Consider the following 24,642-nt stretch of genomic DNA (forward strand, 5'->3'; position numbering starts at 1 on the left):
GCCATGCAATCGCTGCTTCAGCTGACCGACACCCAGATCAGTTCCTGGGTGGCGTCGTTCATGTTGCCGCTGTTTCGCGTCGCCTCGATGCTGATGGTGATGCCGGTGTTCGGCACGACCCTGGTGTCGCGCCGGATCCGCCTGTATTTCGCCGTGGCCATCACCGTGTGCATTGCGCCGAGCCTGCCGCCGATGCCGGCGGTCAGCCCGCTGGATCTCAGCGGTTTGCTGCTGATTGCCGAGCAGATTCTGGTTGGTGCCGTGCTCGGGTTTTCCCTGCAATTGTTTTTCCAGGCGTTTGCCGTGGCCGGGCAGATCGTCGCGATCCAGATGGGCATGGGCTTCGCCTCGATGGTCGACCCGGCCAACGGCGTGTCGGTGGCGGTGATCGGGCAGTTCTTCACCATGCTCGTGACGCTGTTGTTTCTGTCGATGAACGGCCATCTGGTGGTCTTCGAAGTCCTTACCGAAAGCTTCACCACGCTACCGGTCGGCAGCGGTCTGATGACCGCGCATTACTGGGAACTGGCCGGCAAACTCGGCTGGGTCCTCGGGGCGGCGTTGTTGCTGGTGTTGCCGGCGGTCACCGCGTTGCTGGTGGTCAACATCGCCTTTGGCGTGATGACCCGCGCCGCGCCGCAGCTGAACATTTTCTCCATCGGTTTCCCGCTGACCCTGGTGCTCGGTCTGTTCATTGTCTGGGTCGGTCTGGCGGACATTCTCAACCAGTATCAGCCGCTGGCCACCGAGGCCTTGCAACTGTTACGCGAACTGGCACGGGCGCGCTGAGTCATGGCAGAGAGCGAAAGCGGTCAGGACAAAACAGAAGACCCCACGGAGAAACGCAAAAAGGACTCCCGTGAGAAGGGTGAGATTGCCCGCTCCAAAGAGCTCAATACCCTCGCCGTAACCATGGCCGGTGCCGGTGCGCTGTTGGTGTTCGGCGGCATGCTGGCCGAAGACTTGATGGAGCTGATGCGCCTGAACTTCACGCTGTCGCGCGAAGTGATCATGGATCAGGGCTCCATGGGCGCGTTTCTGTTGCAGTCGGGGCAGATGGCGCTGTTGGCGATCCAGCCGATCATGATCACCTTGTTGCTGGCGGCGCTGATCGGGCCGATTTCCCTCGGTGGCTGGCTGTTCGCGGCCGGCTCCATGGCACCCAAGTTCAGTCGGATGAACCCGGCGGCGGGCCTGAAACGGATGTTCTCGTTCAAGGCTGTAGTCGAGCTGCTCAAGGCCTTGGCCAAGTTTCTGATCACCTTGGGCGTGGCGTTGGCGGTGTTGTCGGCGGACGTCGACGACTTTTTGCGGATCGCCCACGAGCCGCTTGAAATGGCGATCATTCACAGCGTTACGCTGGTCGGCTGGAGTACCTTGTGGCTGGCCTGCGGCCTGATCATCATCGCCGCCGTCGACGTGCCGGTGCAGCTCTGGGAAGCGCACAAGAAACTGCTGATGACCAAGCAGGAAGTGCGCGACGAGCACAAGGATCAGGAGGGCCGCCCGGAGGTCAAACAGCGCATCCGCCAGACCCAGCGCGAGATGTCCCAGCGGCGGATGATGGCGGCGATTCCCGACGCCGACGTGGTCATCACCAACCCGACCCACTACGCCGTCGCGCTCAAGTACGACTCGGAGAAGGGCGGCGCGCCGGTGCTGCTGGCCAAGGGCAGCGACTTCCTCGCACTGAAGATTCGCGAAATCGCCGTGGCCAACAACGTCATGCTCCTCGAATCGCCGGGGCTGGCGCGTTCGATTTATTACTCCACGGAACTTGAGCAAGAAATCCCCGGCGGCCTGTATCTGGCGGTTGCGCAGGTCTTGGCCTATGTCTACCAGATCCGCCAGTACCGCGCGGGCAAGGGCAAGCGCCCGGATCCGCTCAAGGATGATCTGCCGATTCCGCCGGATCTGCGTCGCGATTCCTGATGTTACGGCGAAGCCATTTGTCTCCCACACCACAAACACGGCTGAAACGAAAAAACCGCCGCCCCGATTCAACGGGCGGCGGTTTTTTATGCCTGAAGACATGTGCTCGCTGTGAGGTCGCCTTCGTCGGATCGCCGTCCGGAGCAAGCCCGCTCCCACAAATCCTTAATCAAGGCTTGTCACAGATCCCTGTTACTGCGGCAACTCCAGATTATCCATCACCCGATTCACCGCCAACTCCCCGAGCATGATCAGCTGCGCGATCCCCAACAGCGTCCTGCGCTGCGACGTGGGGATGAGATGGGCGAAGTCATGGGCGATGGTTCTGGCTGATGCGAGGGTTTCGCTGGCATCGGCCAGCAGTTCCTCGTTTTTGAAGTCTGCGGTAACGGCGTACATCCGGCGGGTTTTGCGGGGCGGTGGGGTGGAGCCGGGTGGGCAGAGGTAGTGATCGAGGGCGCGGTCGGCGGCTTCGTGGAGTTTTTTTGAATCGAGGGATTCGTAGGGGGAGGTGGGGTCGTTTTCGGGTGGGTTGGGTGTTGGTTTGATCATGGTGAAGCTCCTGAGGTTATGGAGCCACTCTTCCCTGTCGCTAAACAAGTGAAGGTGGCAGCTGTACGCAGGTTAGCGAACCGGTCACAGGCACCCCGGTAGACCTAAAGGTCTCCCGCATACAGCCGCCATAACGTAATTGCGGGCGAAAAGTCCCACAACGAAGCCACGAACGCTGATGCACTGAGATGCTCCGAGTCGCTAAACCCGATCGCTGATTCGTCAGCGACCGGACCACAATAGAACCCGACCCCAAGGTGCACAAGCCGGCGGATTCTGGCTTGGCTGTAGGCAATGGCGCAAGGATTTGTAGCCTGGAAACCGTGTCTACAGGTGTCTTTTAAACGCCTTCGTTGAAATCAAAGAATTGCGCCGAACCTGACGGCCCTTTCGCGAGCAAGCTTGCTCCGGGCAGCGATCCGACGAAGACGTCAGCCGCTGCACCGACTCATTCAAGGCATGTCACAGATCCCTGCTACTGCGGCAACTCCAGATTATCCATCACCCGATTCACCGCTAACTCCCCGAGCATGATCAGTTGCGCGATCCCCGGCAGCGTCCTGCGCTGCGGGGATGAGATGGGTTGGCTGAGGCGAGCGTTTCGCTGGCATCGGCCAGCAGTTCGTTAGCTCGCCGAATCTAGATTTCTCTCATCAACAGATCAGTCAAGAAGTAATCATTTCCGCTGCCGGAGGCCACATGGCTCTCGAAATCAAAAGTCATTGATGTGGCCCGGGCTATGAATCGGGCTGAATAAGCGCCATAGCTATTTTTAGGCGGGGTGAAGGGGTTGATTAATAATCCATAATTTGATTTAAACGACAATATAGGTTTTTTGTCCCAGTCCCAGATGGCTGCAAGAAAACTAAATTCATATTGTTGTCCCACGATAAGATTTGAATAAATTTTGCGCAGTACTATTCCAGTAGAGTTGTTTGTAAATGTCTCATTAAATAACGCATGTCGCCCGAAAAAAACACCGTATCTAAAGTCGCGCTGATCAATAATTGCGGGTCCATTTAACCAGCCGTTTCTTTGTGAGTTAGAGAAATTCGTGAAATCAAAAAGGCGGACCCTGACAGTCAGTATTCGAGCTTCTGAACTACCACCTGAGCCGTACAAGGCCACGGCTTTAAAAGTGTGTTTCGCCACTCGCAGACCTGAAAAAGGTAAAGTCCAGACTCCGGTCGTTGGATCAGCGGTGGGCTGCCCGATAGGAATGGAATCGTCGAAAACCTCGATCTTCTGACCCTTGGACGCAATGCCGCTCAGAGTCACGGCTGTTTCCAGCGTGGAGCCGTTGTGGGGGATCTCGATGTTGCTTGGCGAACCTTTGACTGAACTTATCGTCGGTTTCACGTCCTCCACAGTGACGGTATAAATACGCAAAGGAAAGGCAACCGCCTGCAGCCTGTCACTGGAGCCATCGAGACCGATAGCGCATTCCACTGTCACCTTGCTGCCATTCTTTAGCGTTCTCAACCACTCAATCGGTGCCGGCACCGACAATCCATCCGCCGAATCATTAGGCTCTCCCGACCTCACGTCTGTACTGGTCGGATTTCCATTGTTGTCAAAACCCTTGCATGTAACCCAGGTAGGTTGCCCCGGCTCAAACAACGGCCACTTCAGCGCCAGAATCCGAGCGGTTGCGGCCAGTTCGTAAACCTGCAGTGCCGTCCCGGTGTTTCCGGCGATGCTCGGTGTCGGCAATCGCGGATCTCCATCGGCTATCTTCAGCAAAGTGACCTTGATCGCATCTGATTTGCCAGCCTGACCTCCGTCGCGATTCAAATTCCAGCGCAGCTTGATGACTTTTCCTTGCCGCGCCGCAAGAAACGCCGGGCTCAACACCGTGTTCACCCGTTTGTTGCTGTTGAACGCCACCAGCGGAAACCGTGGCGAGTCCGCTGGCGGATTGACTTCAACCAGTCGTGCACGGTCTGCTTTCAGTGCACCAAGATACTCGATGCGCACCTTCACCCCGTTCGGATAGGCCAGCACATCGATCGGATCAACGGCCGGCGCCACGAGGAACGGCGGCAGCAGTTCAATAAGGCTCTCGCCTACAACTTCGGCTTTGGCGGTTTTCGATGTAGCAATGATGTCGCCGCCGCGTATCAGCTCATATTTTCCACTCACCGTGCTGCCCGCAATCACTTTGGCATTGGGCACCATAAGTTTGTAGGTGAACGGAATGCGCTCGACATCAGCCTCAACCATGTGCGACACGACCGGGGCGTCTGGTTTGGTGGCGGTGTAGGTCACGCGGATTTTGTCGGTAGGCTGCCATGTCGGCGCGAAGGCGTGTACCAGGACGGTGAGGTCCTTGCTGCCGAGCCTCGTCAGATCGATGGTGCTTGGGTCATCGCTCGGATCGTCCGGGTCTTCGGCCAGGTCGGGGGCGACCAGTCGGGTTTCCTTCAGGTGCACATCGACCTCGACCGTGCCCGAGTAAGGCGAGTCGGTGTCTGGCCCGTTGCCCAACTGATCGAAGACGGTGTAGGAAAAGACGAACTTCGGACTGTCCCCGGCCCGCAGGAACACATCTTCCCCGACCATCACGCAAATCGTCGTCGGCTCGGCTGAAGGGCTGGCCGGTGCTTCAGCGGCAGTGACGGTTCGCACGACATCCTGGCCGTTGCAGTTCAAGCGGATTACGTCATAGGCGCGGCAGTAGGGGTAAGCCAAGCACACCTGCACACCTTGTTTGGCGCGCTTGGCATCAATGCCATCGTCGATTACATCCTGCGGCAGGATCAGTTGCAGTTCGGAATGAGCGTAATCACCCGGCGTACGATCCTCATTGCCTGGGCGAATGGTGTTGTACAGCAAGGTCAGCGCTGGCGTCGACGTGCCTCTGTTCTCGCTGCCGCGGGTAATGGTGTAAACGAGGGTGTTGAGCTGATTTGGCCGCAACAAGCCTTTGGGCAGGTAGAGGGTTTGACGGGCATTCTCCTCGCCAGGCTGGATAGTTTTTGTGGCTTCGGTGCTGGCGTTGTTCAGGATCAGACGGATCACATCGCCGGCTTCGACCGTACCGGCCAGCGGAGGATCGACCTCGATGGTCAGGCCCATGGGTTTTGGGTCGTATACGTGCTTGGGTACACCAGAATGGGCACCAACTACCGGCGTAGTCGCTTCAGGAGCGCGGGGTGGGGAGAGCGCCAATACGGCGTTGTCGGGTGTCTGGGTTGTGGTCATGACTGACGCTCCTGAGCGGTGAAAGGATCAGGTGTCATCAGAGCGCGTAATTGAAGATTGCACACCTGTCAGATCTGACAGGTGGCGACGAGTGGTCATTGGCGCGAGAGGCAAGATCAAAAGATCGCAAAGGGGGAAACGTGGTCTGGTCCTGATTAGTCGTATGGCCCTGATTAGCCCTCTGTGGCGAGGGAGCACGTTCCCTCGCCACAGAGGTGGGCGGGTAAACGTCAGTCAGGCAGCTCCAGATTATCCATCACCCGATGGTAGTGATCGACGGCGCGTTCCGCGGCGTCGTTGAGCTTTTTTGAATCGAAGGATTTGTAGGGGGGGGCAACGAAGCCTGGAACGCCGATGCACCTTTGACTTGAATTCGAGTCGCTAAACCCGATCGCTGATTCGTCAGCGACCGGACCACAATAGAACCCGACCCCAAGGCGCACAAGCCGGCGGATTCTGGCGTAGCTGTAGGCAATGGCGCAAGAATTTGAAGCCTGAAAGGCGTGTCCTGAAGTGTCTTTTAAACACCTGGGTTTAAGAGGCGCTTTGTGCTGACTTCACTGGCCTCTTCGCGAGCAGGCTCGCTCCCACATTTGGATTGCATTCCACTCCCAGATTTGGAATGCGGTTCCCTGTGGGAGCGAGCCTGCTCGCGAAGGGGCCAGACCAACCAGCGAAAAATCCTGGTTAAACACCTCTGTTTCATCCCGCCGGCAAAAGTTGGAAAGCTTCTTGCAGTACCCGCCGTGAGCCCGCTCTGGGCGTCAAAAGTTTGCTTTAAAGGAACGGGGAAAACCGGTGGATCGCTCTCAGTTATTCAACACAGCTCGCTCGAATGTTGCCGACCTCAGTCGAGGCAATCTGGGCGTGCCGTTGTTGCTGCTGGTCATGCTGGCCATGATGATGTTGCCGGTGCCGCCGTTCCTGCTGGACGTGTTCTTCACCTTCAACATTGCCCTGTCAATCGTCGTCCTGCTGGTCTGCGTGTATGCGCTGCGGCCGCTGGATTTTGCCGTGTTCCCGACGATTCTGCTGGTCGCGACACTCTTGCGGCTGGCGTTGAACGTGGCCTCGACGCGGGTGGTCATGCTCCACGGTCAGGACGGCCACGCTGCTGCCGGCAAGGTGATTCAGGCCTTCGGTGAAGTGGTGATCGGCGGTAACTACGTGGTCGGTATCGTGGTCTTCGCGATCCTGATGATCATCAACTTCGTCGTGGTCACCAAGGGTGCCGGACGGATTTCCGAGGTGAGCGCGCGCTTCACCCTCGATGCGATGCCCGGCAAACAAATGGCGATCGACGCCGACCTCAACGCCGGCCTGATCGACCAGAACCAGGCCAAGATGCGCCGTCAGGAAGTCGCCCAAGAGGCCGAGTTCTACGGCTCGATGGACGGTGCCAGCAAATTCGTCCGTGGTGACGCCATTGCCGGCCTGCTGATTCTGTTCATCAACCTCATCGGCGGCATGGCCGTTGGTATCTTCCAGCACAACATGAGCTTCGGCGATGCCGGCAAGGTTTACGCCTTGCTGACCATCGGTGACGGTTTGGTGGCGCAATTGCCATCACTGTTGTTATCAACAGCGGCGGCAATCATGGTCACCCGTGCTTCCGGTTCGGAAGACATGGGCAAGCAGATCAATCGCCAGATGTTCGCCTCGCCGAAAGCGCTGGCAGTGGCCGCCGGTCTGATGGCAGTCATGGGTCTGGTGCCGGGCATGCCGCACTTCTCGTTCCTGAGCATGGCCGCGCTGGCCGCTGGCGGCGCTTACCTGTTCTGGAAGAAGCAGAACGTGGCCAAAGTCGTCGCGCTGGAAGAGGTCAAGCGTCAGCAGGAACTGCTGCCGTCGCCGGCCCGCGCCATGGAAACCAAGGAGCTTGGCTGGGACGATGTGACCCCGATCGACATGATCGGCCTAGAAGTCGGCTATCGCCTGATTCCACTGGTGGATCGCAACCAGGGCGGGCAATTGCTGGCGCGGATCAAGGGCGTGCGCAAGAAGCTCTCGCAGGATTTGGGTTTCCTGATGCCGACCGTACACATCCGCGACAACCTCGATCTGGCGCCGAGCGCCTATCGCCTGACCTTGATGGGGGTGATTCTCGCCGAAGCCGAGATCTATCCGGATCGCGAACTGGCGATCAACCCGGGCCAGGTCTACGGCACGCTCAACGGTATCAACGCCAAAGATCCGGCTTTCGGCCTCGAGGCCGTGTGGATCGAAATCAGCCAGCGTGCCCAGGCGCAATCGCTGGGTTATACCGTGGTTGACGCCAGCACCGTGGTCGCGACCCACTTGAACCAGATTCTGTACAAGCACTCCAGTGAGCTGATCGGCCACGAAGAAGTGCAGCAACTCATGCAATTGCTGGCCAAAAGCTCGCCGAAACTGGCGGAAGAGCTGGTGCCGGGTGTGGTCACGTTGTCGCAGTTGCTCAAAGTCCTGCAAGCGCTGCTCGCCGAACACGTGCCGGTGCGCGATATCCGCAGCATTGCCGAAGCCATCGCCAACAACGCTGCGAAGAGTCAAGATACCGCCGCGCTGGTGGCTGCTGTGCGGGTCGGCGTATCGCGCGCTATCGTCCAAAGCATTGTAGGCACTGAGTCCGAGCTGCCTGTGATCACCTTGGAACCAAGGTTGGAACAAATATTGCTCAATAGTCTGCAGAAGGCAGGACAAGGCTCGGAAGAGGGCGTTCTGCTGGAGCCAAGCATGGCCGAGAAGCTGCAACGTTCGCTCATCGAAGCGGCGCAGCGTCAGGAAATGCAAGGCCAACCGGTGATCCTGTTGGTGGCTGGCCCGATTCGCGCGATGCTCTCGCGTTTTGGCCGCCTCGCTGTACCAGGGCTGCACGTGCTGGCCTATCAGGAAATACCGGACAACAAGCAAGTGACCATCGTTGCGACAGTAGGGCCCAACGGCTGAGGTAGTGGTTTATGCAAGTTAAGCGTTTCTTTGCCGCCGATATGCGTCAGGCCATGAAGCTGGTTCGTGATGAGCTGGGCGCTGATGCCGCCATTATTGGCAACCGCCGCATTGCCGGCGGTGTCGAGTTGACGGCGGCACTGGATTACAAATTGTCGGCGCTGGCGCCACGGGTTCCGAACATGGAACTCGAAGACGAGCTGCGCAAGACCCAGTCGCGCATCGTCACCGCCCAGGCCGAGTTGAGCCTGCGTGGCGAAGCCGATGGCAATAGCAATCGCCAGATCTTTGCCGGGCTGCCGTTGACCGCAGGCCTGCCGCTGACCGCCGCTGAACCGCTGACCGAGCCGACTTACGCCGCTCCGGCGCGTCCGGCCCCGGCCCCTGCGCAGTCCTCCGGCGGTGTTGATCCGCGTGCACTGGATTCGATGCGCTTTGAATTGAACAGCCTGCGCGAGCTGATGGAAGTTCAGCTCGGCACCCTGGCCTGGAATCAGCTGCAAGGCAGCCGTCCGGCGCAAGCCAACCTGTATCGCCGTCTGCAACGTATCGGCCTGTCCGGCCCGTTGTCGCGCGATCTGCTGGCGATGATCACCGATATCGAAGAACCGCGTCAGGCCTGGCGCATGCTGCTGGCGCACCTGGCACGGATGATTGCCGTACCGGAAGTCGAGCCGCTGGAAGAGGGCGGTGTGATTGCCATGGTCGGCCCGGCCGGCATGGGCAAAACCACCACGCTGGCCAAGCTTGCCGCGCGTTATGTGCTGAAATACGGCGCGCAGAATGTCGCGCTGGTGAGCATGGACAGTTTCCGTATCGGCGCTCAGGAACAATTGAAGACGCTGGGCCGCATTCTCAATGTGCCAGTGACCCACGTCGACCCGGGCCAATCGCTGGTGCAGGCATTGGATCCACTGCTGCGCAAACGCGTGGTGCTGATCGATACCGCCGGCCTGCAGGCCAGCGATCCGGCCCTGCGCATGCAGCTCGAAAGTCTGGCCGGGCGTGGCATTCGTTCAAAAAATTATCTCGTGCTGGCAACCACCAGCCAGAAACAGGTTCTAACCGCCGCTTATCACAGTTACAAGCGTTGCGGGCTTGCCGGCTGCATCCTGACTAAACTGGATGAAACGGCCAGCCTTGGCGAAGTGTTGAGCCTGGCGATCAGTCATGAATTGCCGGTCGCGTACCTGACCGATGGCCCACGGATTCCGGATGATCTGCATCTGCCGCGCCGTCATCAACTGGTCAGCCGCGCCGTCAGCGTGCAAATGCAGGAAGAACCCAGCGAAGAAGCCATGGCTGACATGTTCGCTGATATCTATCACAGCCCGACCAAACAGGTAGGCTGAGGTATTCATGAACAGTTTTTGTACCTACATCGATGGTCTGCCATGCATTGTTCCGATCGGGAACGCGCAGCCAGTAATGTGGCCTCCGTCTATGCAAGACAAGGTAAAGAAATAACATGGGCAGCATGCATCCCGTACAGGTGATCGCGGTGACCGGCGGCAAAGGTGGCGTCGGCAAGACTAACGTGTCAGTGAACTTGTCGCTGGCGCTGGCAGAGCTTGGCCGTCGGGTCATGCTGCTGGACGCCGACCTCGGTCTGGCGAACGTTGACGTATTGTTGGGGCTGACCCCTAAACGCACGCTGGCCGACGTCATCGAAGGCCGTTGCGAGTTGCGCGACGTGCTGTTGCAAGGCCCCGGTGGCATTCGCATCGTGCCGGCGGCGTCCGGCACGCAGAGCATGGTGCACCTGAGCCCGGCGCAACATGCCGGCCTGATTCAGGCGTTCAGCGACATCGGCGACAATCTCGATGTGCTGGTGATCGACACCGCTGCGGGTATTGGTGACTCGGTAGTCAGTTTTGTGCGCGCCGCGCAAGAAGTGTTGCTGGTGGTCTGCGACGAGCCGACTTCCATTACCGACGCCTACGCGCTGATCAAGTTGCTCAACCGCGATTACGGCATGAACCGCTTCCGCGTCCTCGCCAACATGGCGCAGAGCCCGCAGGAAGGGCGCAACCTGTTCGCCAAGTTGACCAAGGTCACGGATCGCTTCCTTGACGTGGCCCTACAATACGTCGGCGCCGTGCCTTACGACGAAAGCGTGCGTAAAGCGGTGCAGAAGCAGCGTGCGGTGTACGAAGCCTTTCCGCGTTCCAAGTGCGCACTGGCGTTCAAGGCGATCGCGCAGAAGGTCGACACCTGGCCGCTGCCCGCTAACCCGCGTGGCCACCTTGAGTTTTTCGTTGAGCGCCTCGTGCAGCAAACGGCAGGGCCTGTGCTATGACCGCAAGCGGTATGAACTACTACAAGAAGTCGGCACGTGACGCGCAGTACGAGCTGATCGAGCGTTACGCGCCACTGGTCAAACGCATTGCTTACCACTTGCTGGCACGCTTGCCGGCGAGTGTGCAGGTTGAAGACCTGATCCAGGCCGGGATGATCGGCCTGCTCGAAGTCTCGACCAAATATGACGCCAGCAAAGGCGCCAGTTTCGAAACGTACGCGGGCATACGAATCCGCGGCGCGATGCTCGACGAAGTGCGCAAAGGGGATTGGGCGCCACGCTCGGTTCACCGCAATACCCGTATGGTCAGCGACGCAATTCGCTCAATTGAAGCTAAAACCGGCCGTGATGCTAAAGATCACGAGGTTGCGGCCGAACTCCAATTGAGTCTCGACGATTACTACGGGATTTTGAATGACACCTTGGGCAGTCGCCTGTTCAGTTTCGACGACCTGTTGCAGGACGGCGAACACGAAGGGCTGCACGAGGATGGCGCGAGTGCTCATATGGAGCCGTCACGCGATCTGGAAGATGAACGCTTCCAGGCGGCGCTGGCGGACGCGATTGCCAATTTGCCGGAGCGTGAGCGACTGGTGTTGGCGCTGTACTACGACGAAGAGCTGAACCTCAAGGAGATCGGTGAAGTCCTTGGGGTCAGTGAATCGCGGGTCAGCCAGTTACACAGCCAGTGCGCGGCCCGTTTGCGGGGGCGTTTGGGGGAGTGGCGAGCGCGCTGAAGGCAGTGTGGGGACACTGCGAACGAGGCTGGTGCGGTGATGAACGGCACCGGTCTTGCTCTGTTGTGCTCCAGACAGTCTTTGAGTGCTGCGCCGATTGATTGAAGTGGCGCGTCCAGGTGCTGGACGCGTTTAAGACTGCTTGGAGGTCGAATTGAACAAAGACATGAAAATCCTCATCGTTGATGACTTCTCAACGATGCGGCGGATCATCAAGAACCTGCTGCGTGATCTTGGGTTCACCAACACCGTTGAGGCTGACGATGGCACCACCGCCATTCCAGTGCTCAACAGCGGAAGCATCGACTTTCTGGTAACGGACTGGAACATGCCGGGCATGACCGGTATCGACCTGCTGCGCCACGTGCGTGCCGATGAAAAACTCAAGCATCTGCCAGTCCTGATGGTCACGGCTGAAGCCAAGCGCGAGCAGATCATTGAAGCCGCTCAGGCCGGTGTAAACGGCTACGTAGTCAAACCTTTCACGGCTCAGGCGTTGAAAGACAAAATCGAGAAGATTTTCGAACGCATCGGCTGATGAACGCGCGGGGGAGCTATGGAGCATAACGAATCTTCACAGGGCGATTTCGAATCGACCCTGAAAAAACACGCGGTCGAACTGGTCGAAAGCCTTGAAAAGGGCAGGTTCGGCGACGCTGTGCAACTGATCCATGAGCTCAATCAGACCCGTGACCGCGGCCTGTATCAGGAAGTGGGCAAGCTCACACGCGAACTGCACAGTGCGATCGTCAACTTTCAGATCGATCCGCACATGCCGCAGGCCGAGGAAGTGTCGCAAATCACCGACGCCACCGAACGCCTGGGCTATGTGGTCAAGCTGACCGAAGCCGCGGCCAACCGCACCATGGATCTGGTGGAAAGCGCCACACCGGTAGTCAATGGCCTGGCTGAAGAAGCCCAGGCCCTGAGCACCGATTGGGGTCGCTTCATGCGTCGCGAGGTCGGGGCTGAAGAGTTCCGCGAACTGGCGCGCCGGGTCGACGGTTTTCTGTCACGCAGCAGCACGGACAACCGTGCGGTGTCGAGCAATCTCAACGACATCCTGCTGGCCCAGGATTACCAGGACCTGACCGGTCAGGTGATCAAGCGAGTGACCCAACTGGTCACCGAAGTCGAAAGCAATTTGCTCAAACTCGTGCTCATGGCCAGTCAGGTCGACCGCTTTGCGGGCATCGAACATGACCGCGCCGCGATGCTTGCAGAAAAAGATCCACAAAAACATCTCTCGCAGGGTGAAGGTCCGCAGATTCATGCCGATAAACGAGAAGACGTTGTGTCCGGTCAGGACGATGTGGACGATTTGTTATCCAGCCTCGGATTCTAGAGTTGTGGAATTTTAGGTTTTTTGGGTTTTTAGACCTGTAGGAGCACCCCATTAATGAGCTTCGGCGCCGATGAAGAGATCCTTCAGGATTTCCTGGTTGAGGCCGGCGAGATTCTTGAGCAACTGTCCGAGCAACTGGTCGAGCTGGAAAGCCGCCCGGATGACGCAGATCTGCTCAACGCAATTTTTCGCGGTTTCCACACTGTAAAAGGGGGCGCCGGCTTCCTTCAGCTCAACGAGCTGGTGGAGTGCTGTCACATCGCCGAAAACGTGTTCGACATCCTGCGTAAGGGTGAGCGTCGCGTTGATGCAGAACTGATGGACGTTGTCCTCGAAGCACTGGACGCGGTGAACAGCATGTTCAGCGAAGTCCGCGAGCGTGCGCCGATCACCGCTGCCACCCCGGAACTGCTGGCCGCCCTGGCGCGTCTGGCCGAACCGCAATCGGCGGACGAAGCTCCGGCTTCGCCAGTGGCCGAGATGATCGAAGAACTGGTCGTCGAAGGCGACTCGGGCGACATCACCGATAACGAATTTGAACAGCTGCTGGATTCGCTGAATGCCGTCAAGGCCGAAGCTGAAGCCCCGGCCGCTGCTGCACCTGCGCAAACTGCCGAAGAGGCCGCCAGCGACGAAATCACTGACGCCGAGTTCGAGTCGTTGCTCGATCAGTTGCACGGCAAAGGCCAGTTCGCGGCGGATGCCGTGGCACCGACCGCATCGGCTCCGGCTGCACCGGCGGCGGGCGACAGCTCGGACATCACCGACGACGAATTCGAAGCCCTGCTCGATCAACTGCATGGCAAGGGCAACTTTGCCGTGGATGCGCTGGAATCGGCGATTGCTTCGGCGCCTGCTGCACCAGCCGCACCGGTAGCCGCCGCAGCTGGCAGTGATCTGATCAGCGATCACGAGTTCGAATCGCTGCTCGACGAATTGCACGGCAAAGGCAAGTTCACCGAAGTCGGTACGGCCTCTGCGGGCAGCGCGTCGACCGTCGCCACGCCAGCCGCCAAGGCTCCGGCCGCTGCAGCGCCGAAACCTGCGGCCAAGCCTGAACCGAAAGCCGAAGCGCCGAAACCGGCCGCCGCTGCTGCACCGGCTCCGGCCCGTGCTCCGGCTGCGCCGCCACCGGAAAAACCGGCGAGCGAAGCCGAAACCACCGTGCGGGTCGACACGGCACGTCTCGACGAAATCATGAACATGGTCGGCGAGCTGGTGCTGGTGCGTAACCGTCTGGTGCGCCTGGGCCTCAACAGCGGCGACGAAGCCATGTCCAAGGCCGTGTCGAATCTCGACGTGGTCACGGCTGACTTGCAGACCGCGGTGATGAAGACCCGGATGCAGCCGATCAAGAAGGTCTTCGGGCGCTTCCCGCGTCTGGTTCGTGACCTCGCTCGTCAGCTCAAGAAAGAAATCAACCTGGAACTGGTGGGTGAAGAAACCGACCTCGACAAAAACCTTGTCGAGGCCCTGGCCGACCCGCTAGTCCACTTGGTGCGCAACGCCGTCGACCACGGCATCGAGTCGCCGGAAGAACGCGAAGCCTCGGGCAAGGCCCGTGGCGGTCGCGTGGTACTGGCAGCTGAGCAAGAGGGCGATCACATCCTGCTGTCGATTTCCGATGACGGCAAAGGCATGGACCCGAACGTCCTGCGTTCAATCGCGGTAAAACGCGGTGTGATGGACAAGGACGCGGCCGATCGCCTCAGCGATACCGAGTGCTACAACCTGATCTTCGCCCCGGGTTTCTCGACCAAGACCGAGATCTCCGACGTGTCCGGCCGTGGTGTTGGCATGGACGTGGTGAAGACCAAGATTTCCCAGCTCAACGGTTCGATCAACATTTACTCGACCAAGGGCCAGGGCTCGAAGATCGTCATCAAGGTGCCGCTGACCCTCGCGATCATGCCGACCCTGATGGTGATGCTCGGCAATCAGGCGTTTGCGTTCCCGTTGGTCAACGTCAACGAAATCTTCCACCTCGACCTGTCGACCACCAACGTCGTCGACGGTCAGGAAGTGGTGATCGTGCGGGACAAGGCGCTGCCATTGTTCTACCTCAAGCGCTGGCTGGTCAGCTCCGCCGCTCACGAAGAGCAGCGTGAAGGCCACGTGGTGATCCTTTCGGTGGGCACTCAGCGGATCGGCTTCGTCGTCGATCAACTGGTCGGTCAGGAAGAAGTGGTCATCAAGCCATTGGGCAAAATGCTCCAGGGCACTCCGGGCATGTCCGGCGCCACCATCACCGGTGACGGCCGTATCGCGCTGATTCTCGATGTTCCAAGCATGCTCAAGCGTTACGCCGCACGGCGTATTTGAATCCGGGGCAGCGGGGCGATGATGTCCCGCTGCACCTAATGGAGTGTTTATGGCAGTCAAAGTCCTGGTGGTGGACGATTCGGGTTTTTTCCGCCGCCGCGTCTCGGAAATTCTTTCAGCGGATCCGAGCATTCAGGTGGTCGGCACCGCCACCAACGGTAAAGAGGCGATTGATCAGGCTCTGGCGCTCAAGCCGGACGTGATCACCATGGACTACGAGATGCCGATGATGGACGGCATCACGGCCGTGCGGCACATCATGCAGCGCTGCCCGACCCCGGTGTTGATGTTCTCCTCGCTGACGCATGAAGGCGCCCGGGTCACCCTGGATGCACTGGACGCTGGCGCGGTGGATTTCCTGCCGAAGAATTTTGAAGACATCTCGCGTAATCCCGAGAAGGTCAAGCAACTGCTGTGCGAAAAGGTCCACAGCATCTCGCGCAGCAACCGTCGTTTCAGTGCCTACAGCGCGCCTGCGCCTGTGGCTGCACCCGCTCCGACGCCTGCTCCAGCGGCATCAAGCTTCAGCAGCCACAGCAGCAGCGCGCCGGCACGTCCGGCCCCGGCCCCTGCGCCAACCCGCGCGCCGGCGGCCAGTGCTTCGTCGCCAGCACCAAAACGCAAGGCTTACAAACTGGTCGCTATCGGTACGTCGACCGGCGGCCCGGTGGCCCTGCAGCGGGTGCTGACCCAGTTGCCGGCGAATTTCCCGGCACCGATCGTGCTGATCCAGCACATGCCGGCGGCGTTCACCAAGGCCTTCGCCGAGCGTCTCGACAAGCTCTGCCGCATCAGCGTCAAGGAAGCCGAGGATGGCGACATCCTGCGTCCGGGCCTGGCGTTGCTGGCACCGGGTGGCAAGCAAATGATGATCGACGGCCGTGGTGCGGTGAAAATTCTGCCGGGCGACGAGCGTCTGAACTACAAGCCGTGCGTGGACATCACCTTTGGGTCGGCGGCGAAATCCTACGGCGACAAAGTTCTGGCGGTGGTGTTGACCGGCATGGGCGCCGACGGCCGTGAAGGCGCGCGTCTGCTCAAGCAGGGCGGCAGCGCGGTGTGGGCACAAGATGAGGCAAGCTGCGTGATCTACGGCATGCCGATGGCCATCGTCAAAGCCGACCTCGCCGACGCGGTATACAGCCTCGACGACATCGGCAAGCACATCGTCGAGGCGTGTATCTGATGGATGTTTTAAGCCTTATCGGGATCATCATGGCGTTCGTCGCCATCATCGGTGGTAACTACCTTGAGGGTGGTCACCTCGGTGCGCTGGCCAACGGCCCGGCGGCCCTGATCGTACTGGGCGGCACCATCGGTGCCGCACTGCTGCAATCGCCGATGAGCGCGTTCAAACGCGCCATGCAGATCCTCGCCTGGATTCTGTTTCCGCCCCGGGTCGATCTGGCCGGCGGCATCGATCGCGTCGTCAACTGGAGCCTCACCGCGCGCAAGGAAGGCCTGCTGGGCCTGGAAGGCGTGGCCGATGCCGAACCCGACAACTACTCGCGCAAAGGCCTGCAATTGCTGGTCGACGGTGCCGAGCCGGAAGCGATCCGCAGCATCCTCGAAGTGGATTTCTACACCCAGGAAGCCCGCGACATCGAAGCCGCGAAAGTCTTTGAAAGCATGGGCGGCTACGCGCCAACCATCGGCATCATCGGTGCGGTGATGGGCCTGATCCACGTGATGGGTAACCTCGCCGATCCGACGCAATTGGGCAGCGGTATCGCCGTGGCGTTCGTCGCGACCATCTACGGCGTGGCCAGTGCCAACCTGGTTTTGTTGCCGGTGGCGGCCAAGCTGAAGTCAATCGCGTTGCGGCAGTCGCGTTATCGCGAAATGTTGTTGGAAGGGATCCTGTCGATCGCCGAAGGTGAAAACCCTCGCTCCATTGAGTTGAAGCTGCAAGGCTTCATGGATTAAGGGAATAACCTCATGGCTCGTCGTCGCCACCAGGAAGAACACGTCAATCACGAGCGCTGGCTCGTGTCCTACGCGGATTTCATCACGCTGTTGTTCGCGTTCTTCGTGGTGATGTACTCGATCTCGTCGATCAACGAAGGCAAGTACAAGGTCATTTCCGAAGCGTTGATCGGGGTCTTCACCGACTCCGACCGCTCGCTCAAGCCGATCCCGATCGGTGACGAACGACCGAAAACCGTGACCCCTGCAAAGCCGCTGGTCAAGGACGCCGAGCAGGTCGACGCCGGTATCGCCGGCGCCAGCGATCCGCTGAAAAGCATCGCCGATGACATCAGCGCCGCCTTCGGTGACTTGATCAGCTCCAACCAGATGACCGTGCGCGGCAACGAGTTGTGGGTCGAGATCGAACTCAACTCCAGCCTGTTGTTCGGCAGCGGCGACGCCATGCCGAGTGACATCGCCTTCAACATCATCGACAAGGTCGCGGCGATTCTGAAACCGTTCGACAACCCGATCCACGTTGAAGGCTTTACTGACGATCAACCGATCCGCACCGCGCAGTACCCGACCAACTGGGAGCTGTCCTCGGCGCGTTCGGCGAGCATCGTGCGCATGCTGGCAATGCAGGGCGTCAACCCAGGACGTCTGGCGTCGGTGGGTTACGGTGAGTTTCAGCCGGTGGCCAACAACGCCACCGCTGAGGGCCGCGCGAAGAACCGTCGCGTGGTGCTGGTGGTGTCGCGAAACCTCGATGTGCGCCGCAGCCTGACCGGTACCGGTACCGCCCATGCGCAACCGGATGCTGCGTTGAAGCGTGCTGGCACACAAACTGCACCGACCCCGGTCAAGACGCCGGGACGCGAGAGTGCCGTCAATTCTCCGTCACCCGCATTAACACGCTGAGCTATGTCTCGGTCGAGCATATCGGCCGGGAGGAACGAACCGAATGAGAGTCTGGGCAGTCGCCAATCAAAAGGGTGGTGTCGGTAAAACCACATCTTCCATCGCTTTAGCCGGATTGCTGGCCGAGGCGGGCAAGCGCGTGGTTGTGGTCGACCTCGACCCGCACGGCTCGATGACCAGCTATTTCGGCTATGACCCCGACAGCCTGGAACACAGCAATTACGATTTGTTTCTGCACAAGGGCAGCGTGCCGCAAGGCCTGCCGGGGCAGTTGCTGTTGTCGACCAGCGATGAACGTATTTCCCTGCTGCCATCGAGCACCGCACTCGCCACCCTGGAGCGTCAGTCGCCGGGACAAAGTGGTCTGGGCCTGGTAATCGCCAAGAGTCTGGCGCAGCTGTGGCAGGACTTCGATTACGCGGTGATCGACAGCCCGCCGTTGCTCGGCGTGCTGATGGTCAACGCCCTCGCGGCGAGCCAGCAACTGGTGATCCCGGTGCAAACCGAACACCTCGCCGTCAAAGGCCTGGAACGCATGGTCAACACCCTGGCGATGATCAACCGCTCGCGCAAGCAGGCGCTGCCGTTCAGCATCGTGCCGACCCTGTTCGATCGCCGTACGCAAGCCTCGATGCACACCTTGCGTGTGCTGCGTGACAAATTCCCAGAGGAAATCTGGCAGGGTTACATCCCGGTCGATACCCGGCTGCGCGACGCCAGCCGTGCCGGTGTCACGCCTTCGCAATTCGACGGCAAGAGCCGTGGCGTGCTGGCCTACCGTGCGCTGCTCAAGCATCTGTTGGCGCAACAACTTGTTCCGCAGGTGGCTTGAGATGAGGTTGAACCTTGTAGGAGCTGCCGCAGGCTGCGATCTTTTGATCTTGCCTGGCGGTACTCCTGAAAAGATCAAAAGATCGCAGCCTGCGGCAGCTCCTACAGGGATTTGCACATGAATCGGCCGATCAAATTGACGTCGAAGCCGCAATTGGCGTTGCAGTCTTATCTGGATAATTTGCTGCTGGAAATTCCTGAGGAGCTGCCGCCGGTCATTGAGGCGCAGCCTGAAGTTGTCGAAAGCACCGAAACGCTGGACGAATTCCAGGCCGCAGTGATGGAAGAGCAGGCGCGTGATGCGCAGAAGGCTGCCAAACCTGCCGCACCGGTTGTCGCGCCTGCCGCCGCACCGGTTGCCAAGGCACCGGTGGCATTGATCGAAGAAGCCGAGCCGGTTCGCGCGTCCGTTTCGACTTTGGCGCCGCTGCTGCAAACCCAATTGCTGAAAATCGCGCCGGAACCGGCGGTGGTCGAATCGGCCCCGGCTCCAGTTGCACCCGCGCCCGTCGAACAAACGCTGGTCACTCCGCTGGTGGAAGTGCATCTGCCGCCGAGCAACACGCCGCCACCGGTGGAAACCGATGGCCGCCCGGCCTGGGCGTCCGAAGCGTTCGAATGCCTGCTGTTCGACGTCGCCGGCCTGACGCTGGCCGTGCCGCTGGTGTGCCTCGGCTCGATCTACTCGCTGGCCGGCCACGAGCTGACGCCGCTGTTCGGTCAGCCGGAATGGTTCCTTGGGATTTTGCCGAGCCAGGCCGGCAACCTGAAAGTGTTGGACACCGCGCGTTGGGTCATGCCGGATCGCTATCGCGATGACTTCCGTCAGGGCCTGCAGTACGTGATTTCGGTACAAGGTTACGAGTGGGGGCTGGCGGTGCATCAGGTCAGCCGCTCGTTGCGTCTGGACCCGAATGAAATCAAATGGAGAAGTCACCGGGGTCAGCGGCCATGGCTCGCCGGCACCGTGATTGAGCACATGTGTGCATTGCTTGACGTTTCCGCACTGGCCGAGTTGATCGCCAGCGGTGGGGCAAAGCACCTCGGCGGTCACAAGCCGCTACATAAACCGACATAGCAGCCGACATAACAATCAGGCGACGGCATTGTTGAATGCCGTCACACAGAACACACACCGCCCAGAGCGGTTTTTTCGAGGGGTCAGGGTATGAGTAGTCAGGCGACGAATGCAAAAGGTTCTGAAGATCCGATCCTGCAATGGGTGACCTTCAAACTCGACAACGAAACCTACGGCATCAACGTGATGCGCGTACAGGAAGTGTTGCGCTACACCGAGATCGCTCCGGTGCCAGGCGCGCCGAGCTACGTGCTCGGCATCATCAACCTGCGCGGTAACGTGGTCACCGTGATCGACACCCGTCAGCGCTTCGGCCTGAACAGCGGCGAGATCAGCGACAACACCCGTATCGTCATCATCGAAGCCGACAAACAAGTCGTCGGCATCATGGTCGACAGCGTGGCCGAAGTGGTTTACCTGCGTCAGTCGGAAATCGAGACGGCGCCGAACGTCGGTAACGAAGAGTCGGCCAAGTTCATCCAGGGCGTGTGCAACAAGAACAACGAGTTGCTGATCCTGGTCGAGCTGGACAAGATGATGAGCGAAGAAGAATGGTCGGAACTGGAGAGCATCTGATTGATCCTCGAGGTTGCGGTCATTGTCCTGTTCCTCTTCTGGGCAGGCACGCTGGCAATGTTTGTGTCGTACATCAAGGCGCAGCGGTTGATCGCTGCGCAACAGGCCCAAGGCGATGCGCTGCGTGATCAGCGCATCAAGGACCTGGCCAAGCGTGTCGACGATTACCAGAACGGCAACGTGCGCATGGGCGAAGCCCTGCACGAGTTGCGCGCGGTGGTGAGTCCGTTGCCGGACAAGATTGTCGCGCTTGAACAACGCGACCCGTCGAGCCTGTCATTCGCCCAGGCGGCGAAACTGGTGGGGATGGGCGCAAGCGTGGATGAACTGACTCAGTCCTGCGGCTTGACCCAGGCTGAAGCCGAGTTGATGCGCAAGTTGCACAAGCACTAAAAGCAAGATCAAAAAATCGTCCGAACGAAGCCTTCGGCAGCTCCTGCAGGGGATTTACATTCCCCTGCAGGAGCTGCCGAAGGCTTCGTTCGTTTGGCTTTTAATTGAAAGTGCCGTTGGTCGGGACTGTCAGTTCTGACAGTAGATAACAATCTTCGGCTCTTCACATACTCGAGATGAAATCAACTTCATCCAGGGTATGAATATGAAATTCTTACTGTTCCTGACTTTCGTTTTCTCCGCCGCTGCCAATGCCATGTCCGGTCAGGCCTTAGTGACGGACTTGAATACGAAATATCAAAGCAATGTCGCGCAGTGTTCGAATGGAGCACCCGCGTACTATTGTTCTGGTGTTCTCTTGCGGGCGGTGGACTACAGCACGTCTTTCAAGTTTTGGGATTACGGGTCACAGGCGACGAAACTGGGCTCGGTTGCATTTACCTATATTCGATCTGATGTCGGTAGTACGACACTGAACAGCAACAGGAAAAGTGGTTTCATTTTGAAGGATCAGACCTCCGCACTGGTAGCGGGAAAGGTCTTGAACCTGCGATGTATTTTTCCGTTTCCGACAGAGTCGCTGGATATAAGGGCTGATCACGGTTGTGGGTTTGCGCCCAAGAATATGCAGGTGGATCCTGATCTTGCCAACTGTGCAAAGTTATGGGGCTCTCCCGTTACTGCCGCTGCATGGCTGAAGAACTTCAAGGAACATCAGTCGCTTCCCCAGAATCAATGTTCGCTCAGCACGGTTGTCGCCGCGCAATTCAAGGCCAGTCTTGAGGCGCATAAGCTGGTAGATGCCACTTGGACAGCCAAACCCATGGAAGTCCTGGTACAGACGTGGGACGAGAGCAAGCCTGAAAAAATTCCCGTAGAAGCGGTGTTCTACGACGCGACGGTTCCCGCCAAGCTGGCAGATGCGCAAAAATTTCAGCGGGAATACTATGCTGCGACCTCTCTGTACGTTCCTGTTATCAGGATGAATCTGACGGCCGCCAATAAGGAAATCTTCAGTTTTTCAGCGACAGATCAGGTCTATGGTCAGGTGGTTGCGGAGCGATTGAATGCTCGATATTCGAGTACTTCGAATGATTGTGGTGGCAAGGCGGCTTACTATTGCAGCGGAATACTGGTCAGAACGACCGGGGCATCGGAAAAATACCATGCCTGGGATCCCAGTCCGTCGTCCGAGACTTCCGGGAGCGTTTCGTTTTCATATTTACGCACGGATTTGGGCGTAGCTCGTCTATTTAGCGGTGAAACCCAAGGGTTTGTTTTTAAAGATCAGAATGCTGTTGAGAAGAATGCTTATTATCCCGTTGCGATACTGTGTACCTATCCGTCCGATGGTGCGATATATCCTAACCGGTCGAATAAAGGTTGCGGCGCGCATAGTTGGTATCCTGACTCTAGTCGATCTTGTCCGGAAGAAGGTGTGACAACCCTTGCAAAATGGGTGAGCCACTTTCACCGGACGAGTCAGAGGTACCTGAGTCAATGCAGTTTTACTCCGGATAAAGACCAATTCACGATAAGTCTACAGGCGCGCAATGCATTTCAGCACCCGTCTGATCGAATTAACTATAACGAGGTCGTTGTGGCAGTCTGGCCAAAAGGGAGACGAGATCTTCCCATCGAGGCATTTGTTTATGTCACTGCACCCGGGCGAGCTGTGGGTCTGGAAGGCGCAAAGTACATGCAGAAGGATTATTACAATACGGTCGGCGATATCGTGCCCGTCATTCGGCTTGTCTTGGGAAATGGACCGGCCACTGCGTTCAATTATTTTAGTCAGGATCAAGCTGTGGATACCTCTGGTCGTGTTCTGGCGGCTGATTGATTTTTGGCTGGATTGAAGTCGTTGATCATTTCAGTTAAGTCGAAGTAGTACATCTAATAGCGCGGTGACATATATCGAGGTTGTAAGTCCTCGGTAATGTTAGTGCTCCCGGTTTGCTCTCCTTTAAACAGAAAAAATGGAGCATAAGTATGAAGTATCTGACGTTGTTGGCGATTTTTTTTGCTTCGTCTGTCAATGCCATGTCTGGTCAGGTATTGATAACTGATCTGAACGCAAAATATCAGAGTAATGTCGCCCAGTGTTCGAACGGAGCACCAGCGTATTACTGTTCCGGCGTGCTCTTGCGGGGTGTGGATTACAGCACCTTCTTCAAGTTTTGGGATTATGGGTCGCAAGCAACTAAGCTCGGTTCTGTCGCCTTTACTTATATTCGTGCTGATGTAGGTAGCAGATCATTAAACAGCGGCAGAAGTAGCGGGTTTATCCTGAAGGATCAGACCTCTGCATTGGCAGCAGGGAAAGCGCTGACCCTGCGATGTATTTTTCCCTTTCCAACCGAATCACTCGATGTCCGCGCTGATCACGGTTGTGGGTTTGCACCCAAAGCTGCACAAGCCGACGCCGATCTTGCCAATTGTGCAAAATTATGGGGCTCTCCCGTTACTGCTGCAGCGTGGCTGAAAAACTTTCAGGAACACAGCTCGCTGCCAAAAAATCAGTGTTCGCTGAGCACGGTTGTCGCCGCACAATTCAAGGCCAGTCTTGAAGCGCACACACTTTTGGGTGCTGTGTGGACGGCCAAGCCTACTGAAGTTCTGGTTCAAACTTGGGATGAAAGCAAGCCTGAGAGGCTTCCAGTGGAAGCGGTTTTTTACGATGCATTGAAGCCTGCCAAGTTGGTGGATGCTCAGAAGTTTCAGCGTGAGTATTATTTGGCGACTTCGATTTATGTGCCCGTTGTCAGGCTTGATCTCACGGCGTCCGACAAGAATGTGTTCAGTATTTCCGATTCAGATCAAATTTACGGCCAAGTAGTGGCAGAACAATTTAATGCGCGATATGCAAATGTCTCTGAAACCTGTGCTGGCAAGAGTGCATATTTTTGCAACGGCCTCTTGGCTAGAGTGACCAAGGCCACAACCAATTATCACGCGTGGGACCCGAGCCCGACTTCGATTGCTCGTAATGGAGTGGCTTTTTCATACCTGCGTCAGGATTTAACAATGGCTCGTCTCTATGGAGGTCAAGTGACGGGCTTCATATTCAAGAGTCTTGATATGGCAGCAAAGGCCGATGCTTATCCAACGCCGGTAAGGTGTTCGTTTCCATTTGATGGTGCAACCGACCGACGATATCTGTCCTGCGGACATCATGACTTCTTTCCTGGCGAGGGTGACTCCTGTATGGAAATGGGGGTTGATACCCTGGCCAAATGGAAGGCGCATTATCATTCGCACAGTAACAGGCAGGGGCATCAATGTTCGTTGGGACCAGAAACTGGGCAGTTTTCGATTTTTCTCAAAGCTAGAGATAATTTTGATCATCCAGCAGATCTGAATTTTCCGAATGAAGTAATACTCGCGGCGTGGCCTGTGAGTATTCCAGAGCAACTCCCCCTTGAAGCATTTTTCTACGTCGATTCGCCGGCAGGACTGGTTGGGGCTCAATACATGCAAAGGGACTATTTTGAGCAGACGGGAAACTACTTGCCGGTCATTCGATTGACGATTGGCGATAAAGTTTTCAATTTTAGCTATCACGAAGATGATCAGGATGTATCGAGTTCAGGTCCTTGATTTATTTCGCGCTATA

The 24,642-nt window shown here is 58.1% G+C and carries 20 protein-coding genes and 1 pseudogene; 18 read left to right on the plus strand and 3 right to left on the minus strand.

From position 1 onward, the window contains the following. Positions 1-3: 3 nt before the first annotated feature. Both fliR and flhB read left to right on the plus strand, forming a co-directional pair. Positions 4-789, plus strand: a complete 786-nt coding sequence (gene fliR / locus BK670_RS21625; RefSeq protein WP_034153301.1) for a flagellar biosynthetic protein FliR — start codon at positions 4-6, stop codon at positions 787-789. Positions 790-792: 3 nt separating this feature from the next. Next, on the plus strand, positions 793-1,932 hold the full coding sequence (gene flhB / locus BK670_RS21630) for a flagellar biosynthesis protein FlhB (protein WP_093439755.1): 1,140 nt from the start codon (positions 793-795) through the stop codon (positions 1,930-1,932). 192 nt (positions 1,933-2,124) lie between these two features. Here flhB and BK670_RS21635 read toward each other — a convergent pair whose 3' ends face one another. From BK670_RS21635 to BK670_RS29685, 3 genes and pseudogenes are all read right to left on the minus strand, one after another. Next, entirely contained in the window at positions 2,125-2,484 is a 360-nt protein-coding gene (locus BK670_RS21635) for a DUF6124 family protein (protein ID WP_123452736.1), read from the minus strand. A 475-nt stretch (positions 2,485-2,959) separates the two neighbouring features. Continuing rightward, positions 2,960-3,108 (minus strand): annotated as a pseudogene (locus BK670_RS30310) (DUF6124 family protein); the annotation flags it as partial. Positions 3,109-3,123: 15 nt separating this feature from the next. Next, complete coding sequence (locus BK670_RS29685; RefSeq protein ID WP_185036807.1) at positions 3,124-5,688, minus strand: hypothetical protein; 2,565 nt, start codon at positions 5,686-5,688, stop codon at positions 3,124-3,126. Positions 5,689-6,486: 798 nt separating this feature from the next. Here BK670_RS29685 and flhA point away from each other — a divergent pair. From flhA to BK670_RS21720, 16 genes are all read left to right on the plus strand, one after another. Continuing rightward, positions 6,487-8,616, plus strand: a complete 2,130-nt coding sequence (gene flhA, locus BK670_RS21645) for a flagellar biosynthesis protein FlhA (RefSeq protein WP_123452738.1) — start codon at positions 6,487-6,489, stop codon at positions 8,614-8,616. Between the two features lie 11 nt (positions 8,617-8,627). After that, positions 8,628-9,968 (plus strand): flagellar biosynthesis GTPase FlhF, encoded by a 1,341-nt coding sequence (gene flhF, locus BK670_RS21650; RefSeq protein WP_007920012.1) that lies wholly within the window; start codon positions 8,628-8,630, stop codon positions 9,966-9,968. Between the two features lie 116 nt (positions 9,969-10,084). Further along, entirely contained in the window at positions 10,085-10,915 is an 831-nt protein-coding gene (fleN, locus tag BK670_RS21655; protein WP_003222917.1) for a flagellar synthesis regulator FleN, read from the plus strand. After that, positions 10,912-11,652: an RNA polymerase sigma factor FliA gene (gene fliA, locus BK670_RS21660; protein WP_093439777.1), complete on the plus strand. Its 741-nt coding sequence runs from the start codon at positions 10,912-10,914 to the stop codon at positions 11,650-11,652. Before fleN ends, fliA begins: the two co-directional genes overlap by 4 nt. Positions 11,653-11,818: 166 nt before the next feature. Continuing rightward, a complete protein-coding gene (locus BK670_RS21665; RefSeq protein WP_024012118.1) occupies positions 11,819-12,190 on the plus strand; it encodes a chemotaxis response regulator CheY in 372 nt (123 codons plus the stop codon). Positions 12,191-12,208: 18 nt separating this feature from the next. After that, positions 12,209-12,997, plus strand: coding sequence for a protein phosphatase CheZ (locus tag BK670_RS21670; protein ID WP_027613919.1), 789 nt, complete (start codon positions 12,209-12,211; stop codon positions 12,995-12,997). 54 nt (positions 12,998-13,051) lie between these two features. Next, on the plus strand, positions 13,052-15,319 hold the full coding sequence (locus BK670_RS21675; RefSeq protein ID WP_123452740.1) for a chemotaxis protein CheA: 2,268 nt from the start codon (positions 13,052-13,054) through the stop codon (positions 15,317-15,319). A gap of 49 nt (positions 15,320-15,368) precedes the next feature. After that, positions 15,369-16,505 carry a protein-glutamate methylesterase/protein-glutamine glutaminase gene (locus BK670_RS21680; RefSeq protein WP_123452743.1) on the plus strand — a complete coding sequence of 379 codons (1,137 nt, stop codon included), beginning with the start codon at positions 15,369-15,371 and terminating at the stop codon, positions 16,503-16,505. Then, a complete protein-coding gene (locus BK670_RS21685; protein WP_003222929.1) occupies positions 16,505-17,245 on the plus strand; it encodes a flagellar motor protein in 741 nt (246 codons plus the stop codon). The genes BK670_RS21680 and BK670_RS21685 overlap by 1 nt, the downstream gene beginning before the upstream one ends. A gap of 12 nt (positions 17,246-17,257) precedes the next feature. Then, a complete protein-coding gene (motD, locus tag BK670_RS21690; RefSeq protein WP_093439795.1) occupies positions 17,258-18,148 on the plus strand; it encodes a flagellar motor protein MotD in 891 nt (296 codons plus the stop codon). Positions 18,149-18,191: 43 nt separating this feature from the next. Beyond that, on the plus strand, positions 18,192-18,980 hold the full coding sequence (locus BK670_RS21695; RefSeq protein ID WP_007919990.1) for a ParA family protein: 789 nt from the start codon (positions 18,192-18,194) through the stop codon (positions 18,978-18,980). A gap of 117 nt (positions 18,981-19,097) precedes the next feature. Next, positions 19,098-20,057 (plus strand): CheW domain-containing protein, encoded by a 960-nt coding sequence (locus tag BK670_RS21700; RefSeq protein WP_123452745.1) that lies wholly within the window; start codon positions 19,098-19,100, stop codon positions 20,055-20,057. A gap of 90 nt (positions 20,058-20,147) precedes the next feature. Then, on the plus strand, positions 20,148-20,633 hold the full coding sequence (locus BK670_RS21705; protein WP_003222936.1) for a chemotaxis protein CheW: 486 nt from the start codon (positions 20,148-20,150) through the stop codon (positions 20,631-20,633). After that, positions 20,634-21,026, plus strand: coding sequence for a DUF2802 domain-containing protein (locus tag BK670_RS21710; protein WP_123452747.1), 393 nt, complete (start codon positions 20,634-20,636; stop codon positions 21,024-21,026). 205 nt (positions 21,027-21,231) lie between these two features. Beyond that, positions 21,232-22,869, plus strand: a complete 1,638-nt coding sequence (locus BK670_RS21715; RefSeq protein WP_123452855.1) for a hypothetical protein — start codon at positions 21,232-21,234, stop codon at positions 22,867-22,869. A 149-nt stretch (positions 22,870-23,018) separates the two neighbouring features. Then, entirely contained in the window at positions 23,019-24,626 is a 1,608-nt protein-coding gene (locus BK670_RS21720; protein ID WP_123452749.1) for a hypothetical protein, read from the plus strand. Positions 24,627-24,642: the final 16 nt, after the last annotated feature.

It is taken from the genome of Pseudomonas fluorescens, from assembly GCF_003732425.1.
Lineage (GTDB): Bacteria > Pseudomonadota > Gammaproteobacteria > Pseudomonadales > Pseudomonadaceae > Aquipseudomonas > Aquipseudomonas fluorescens_BE.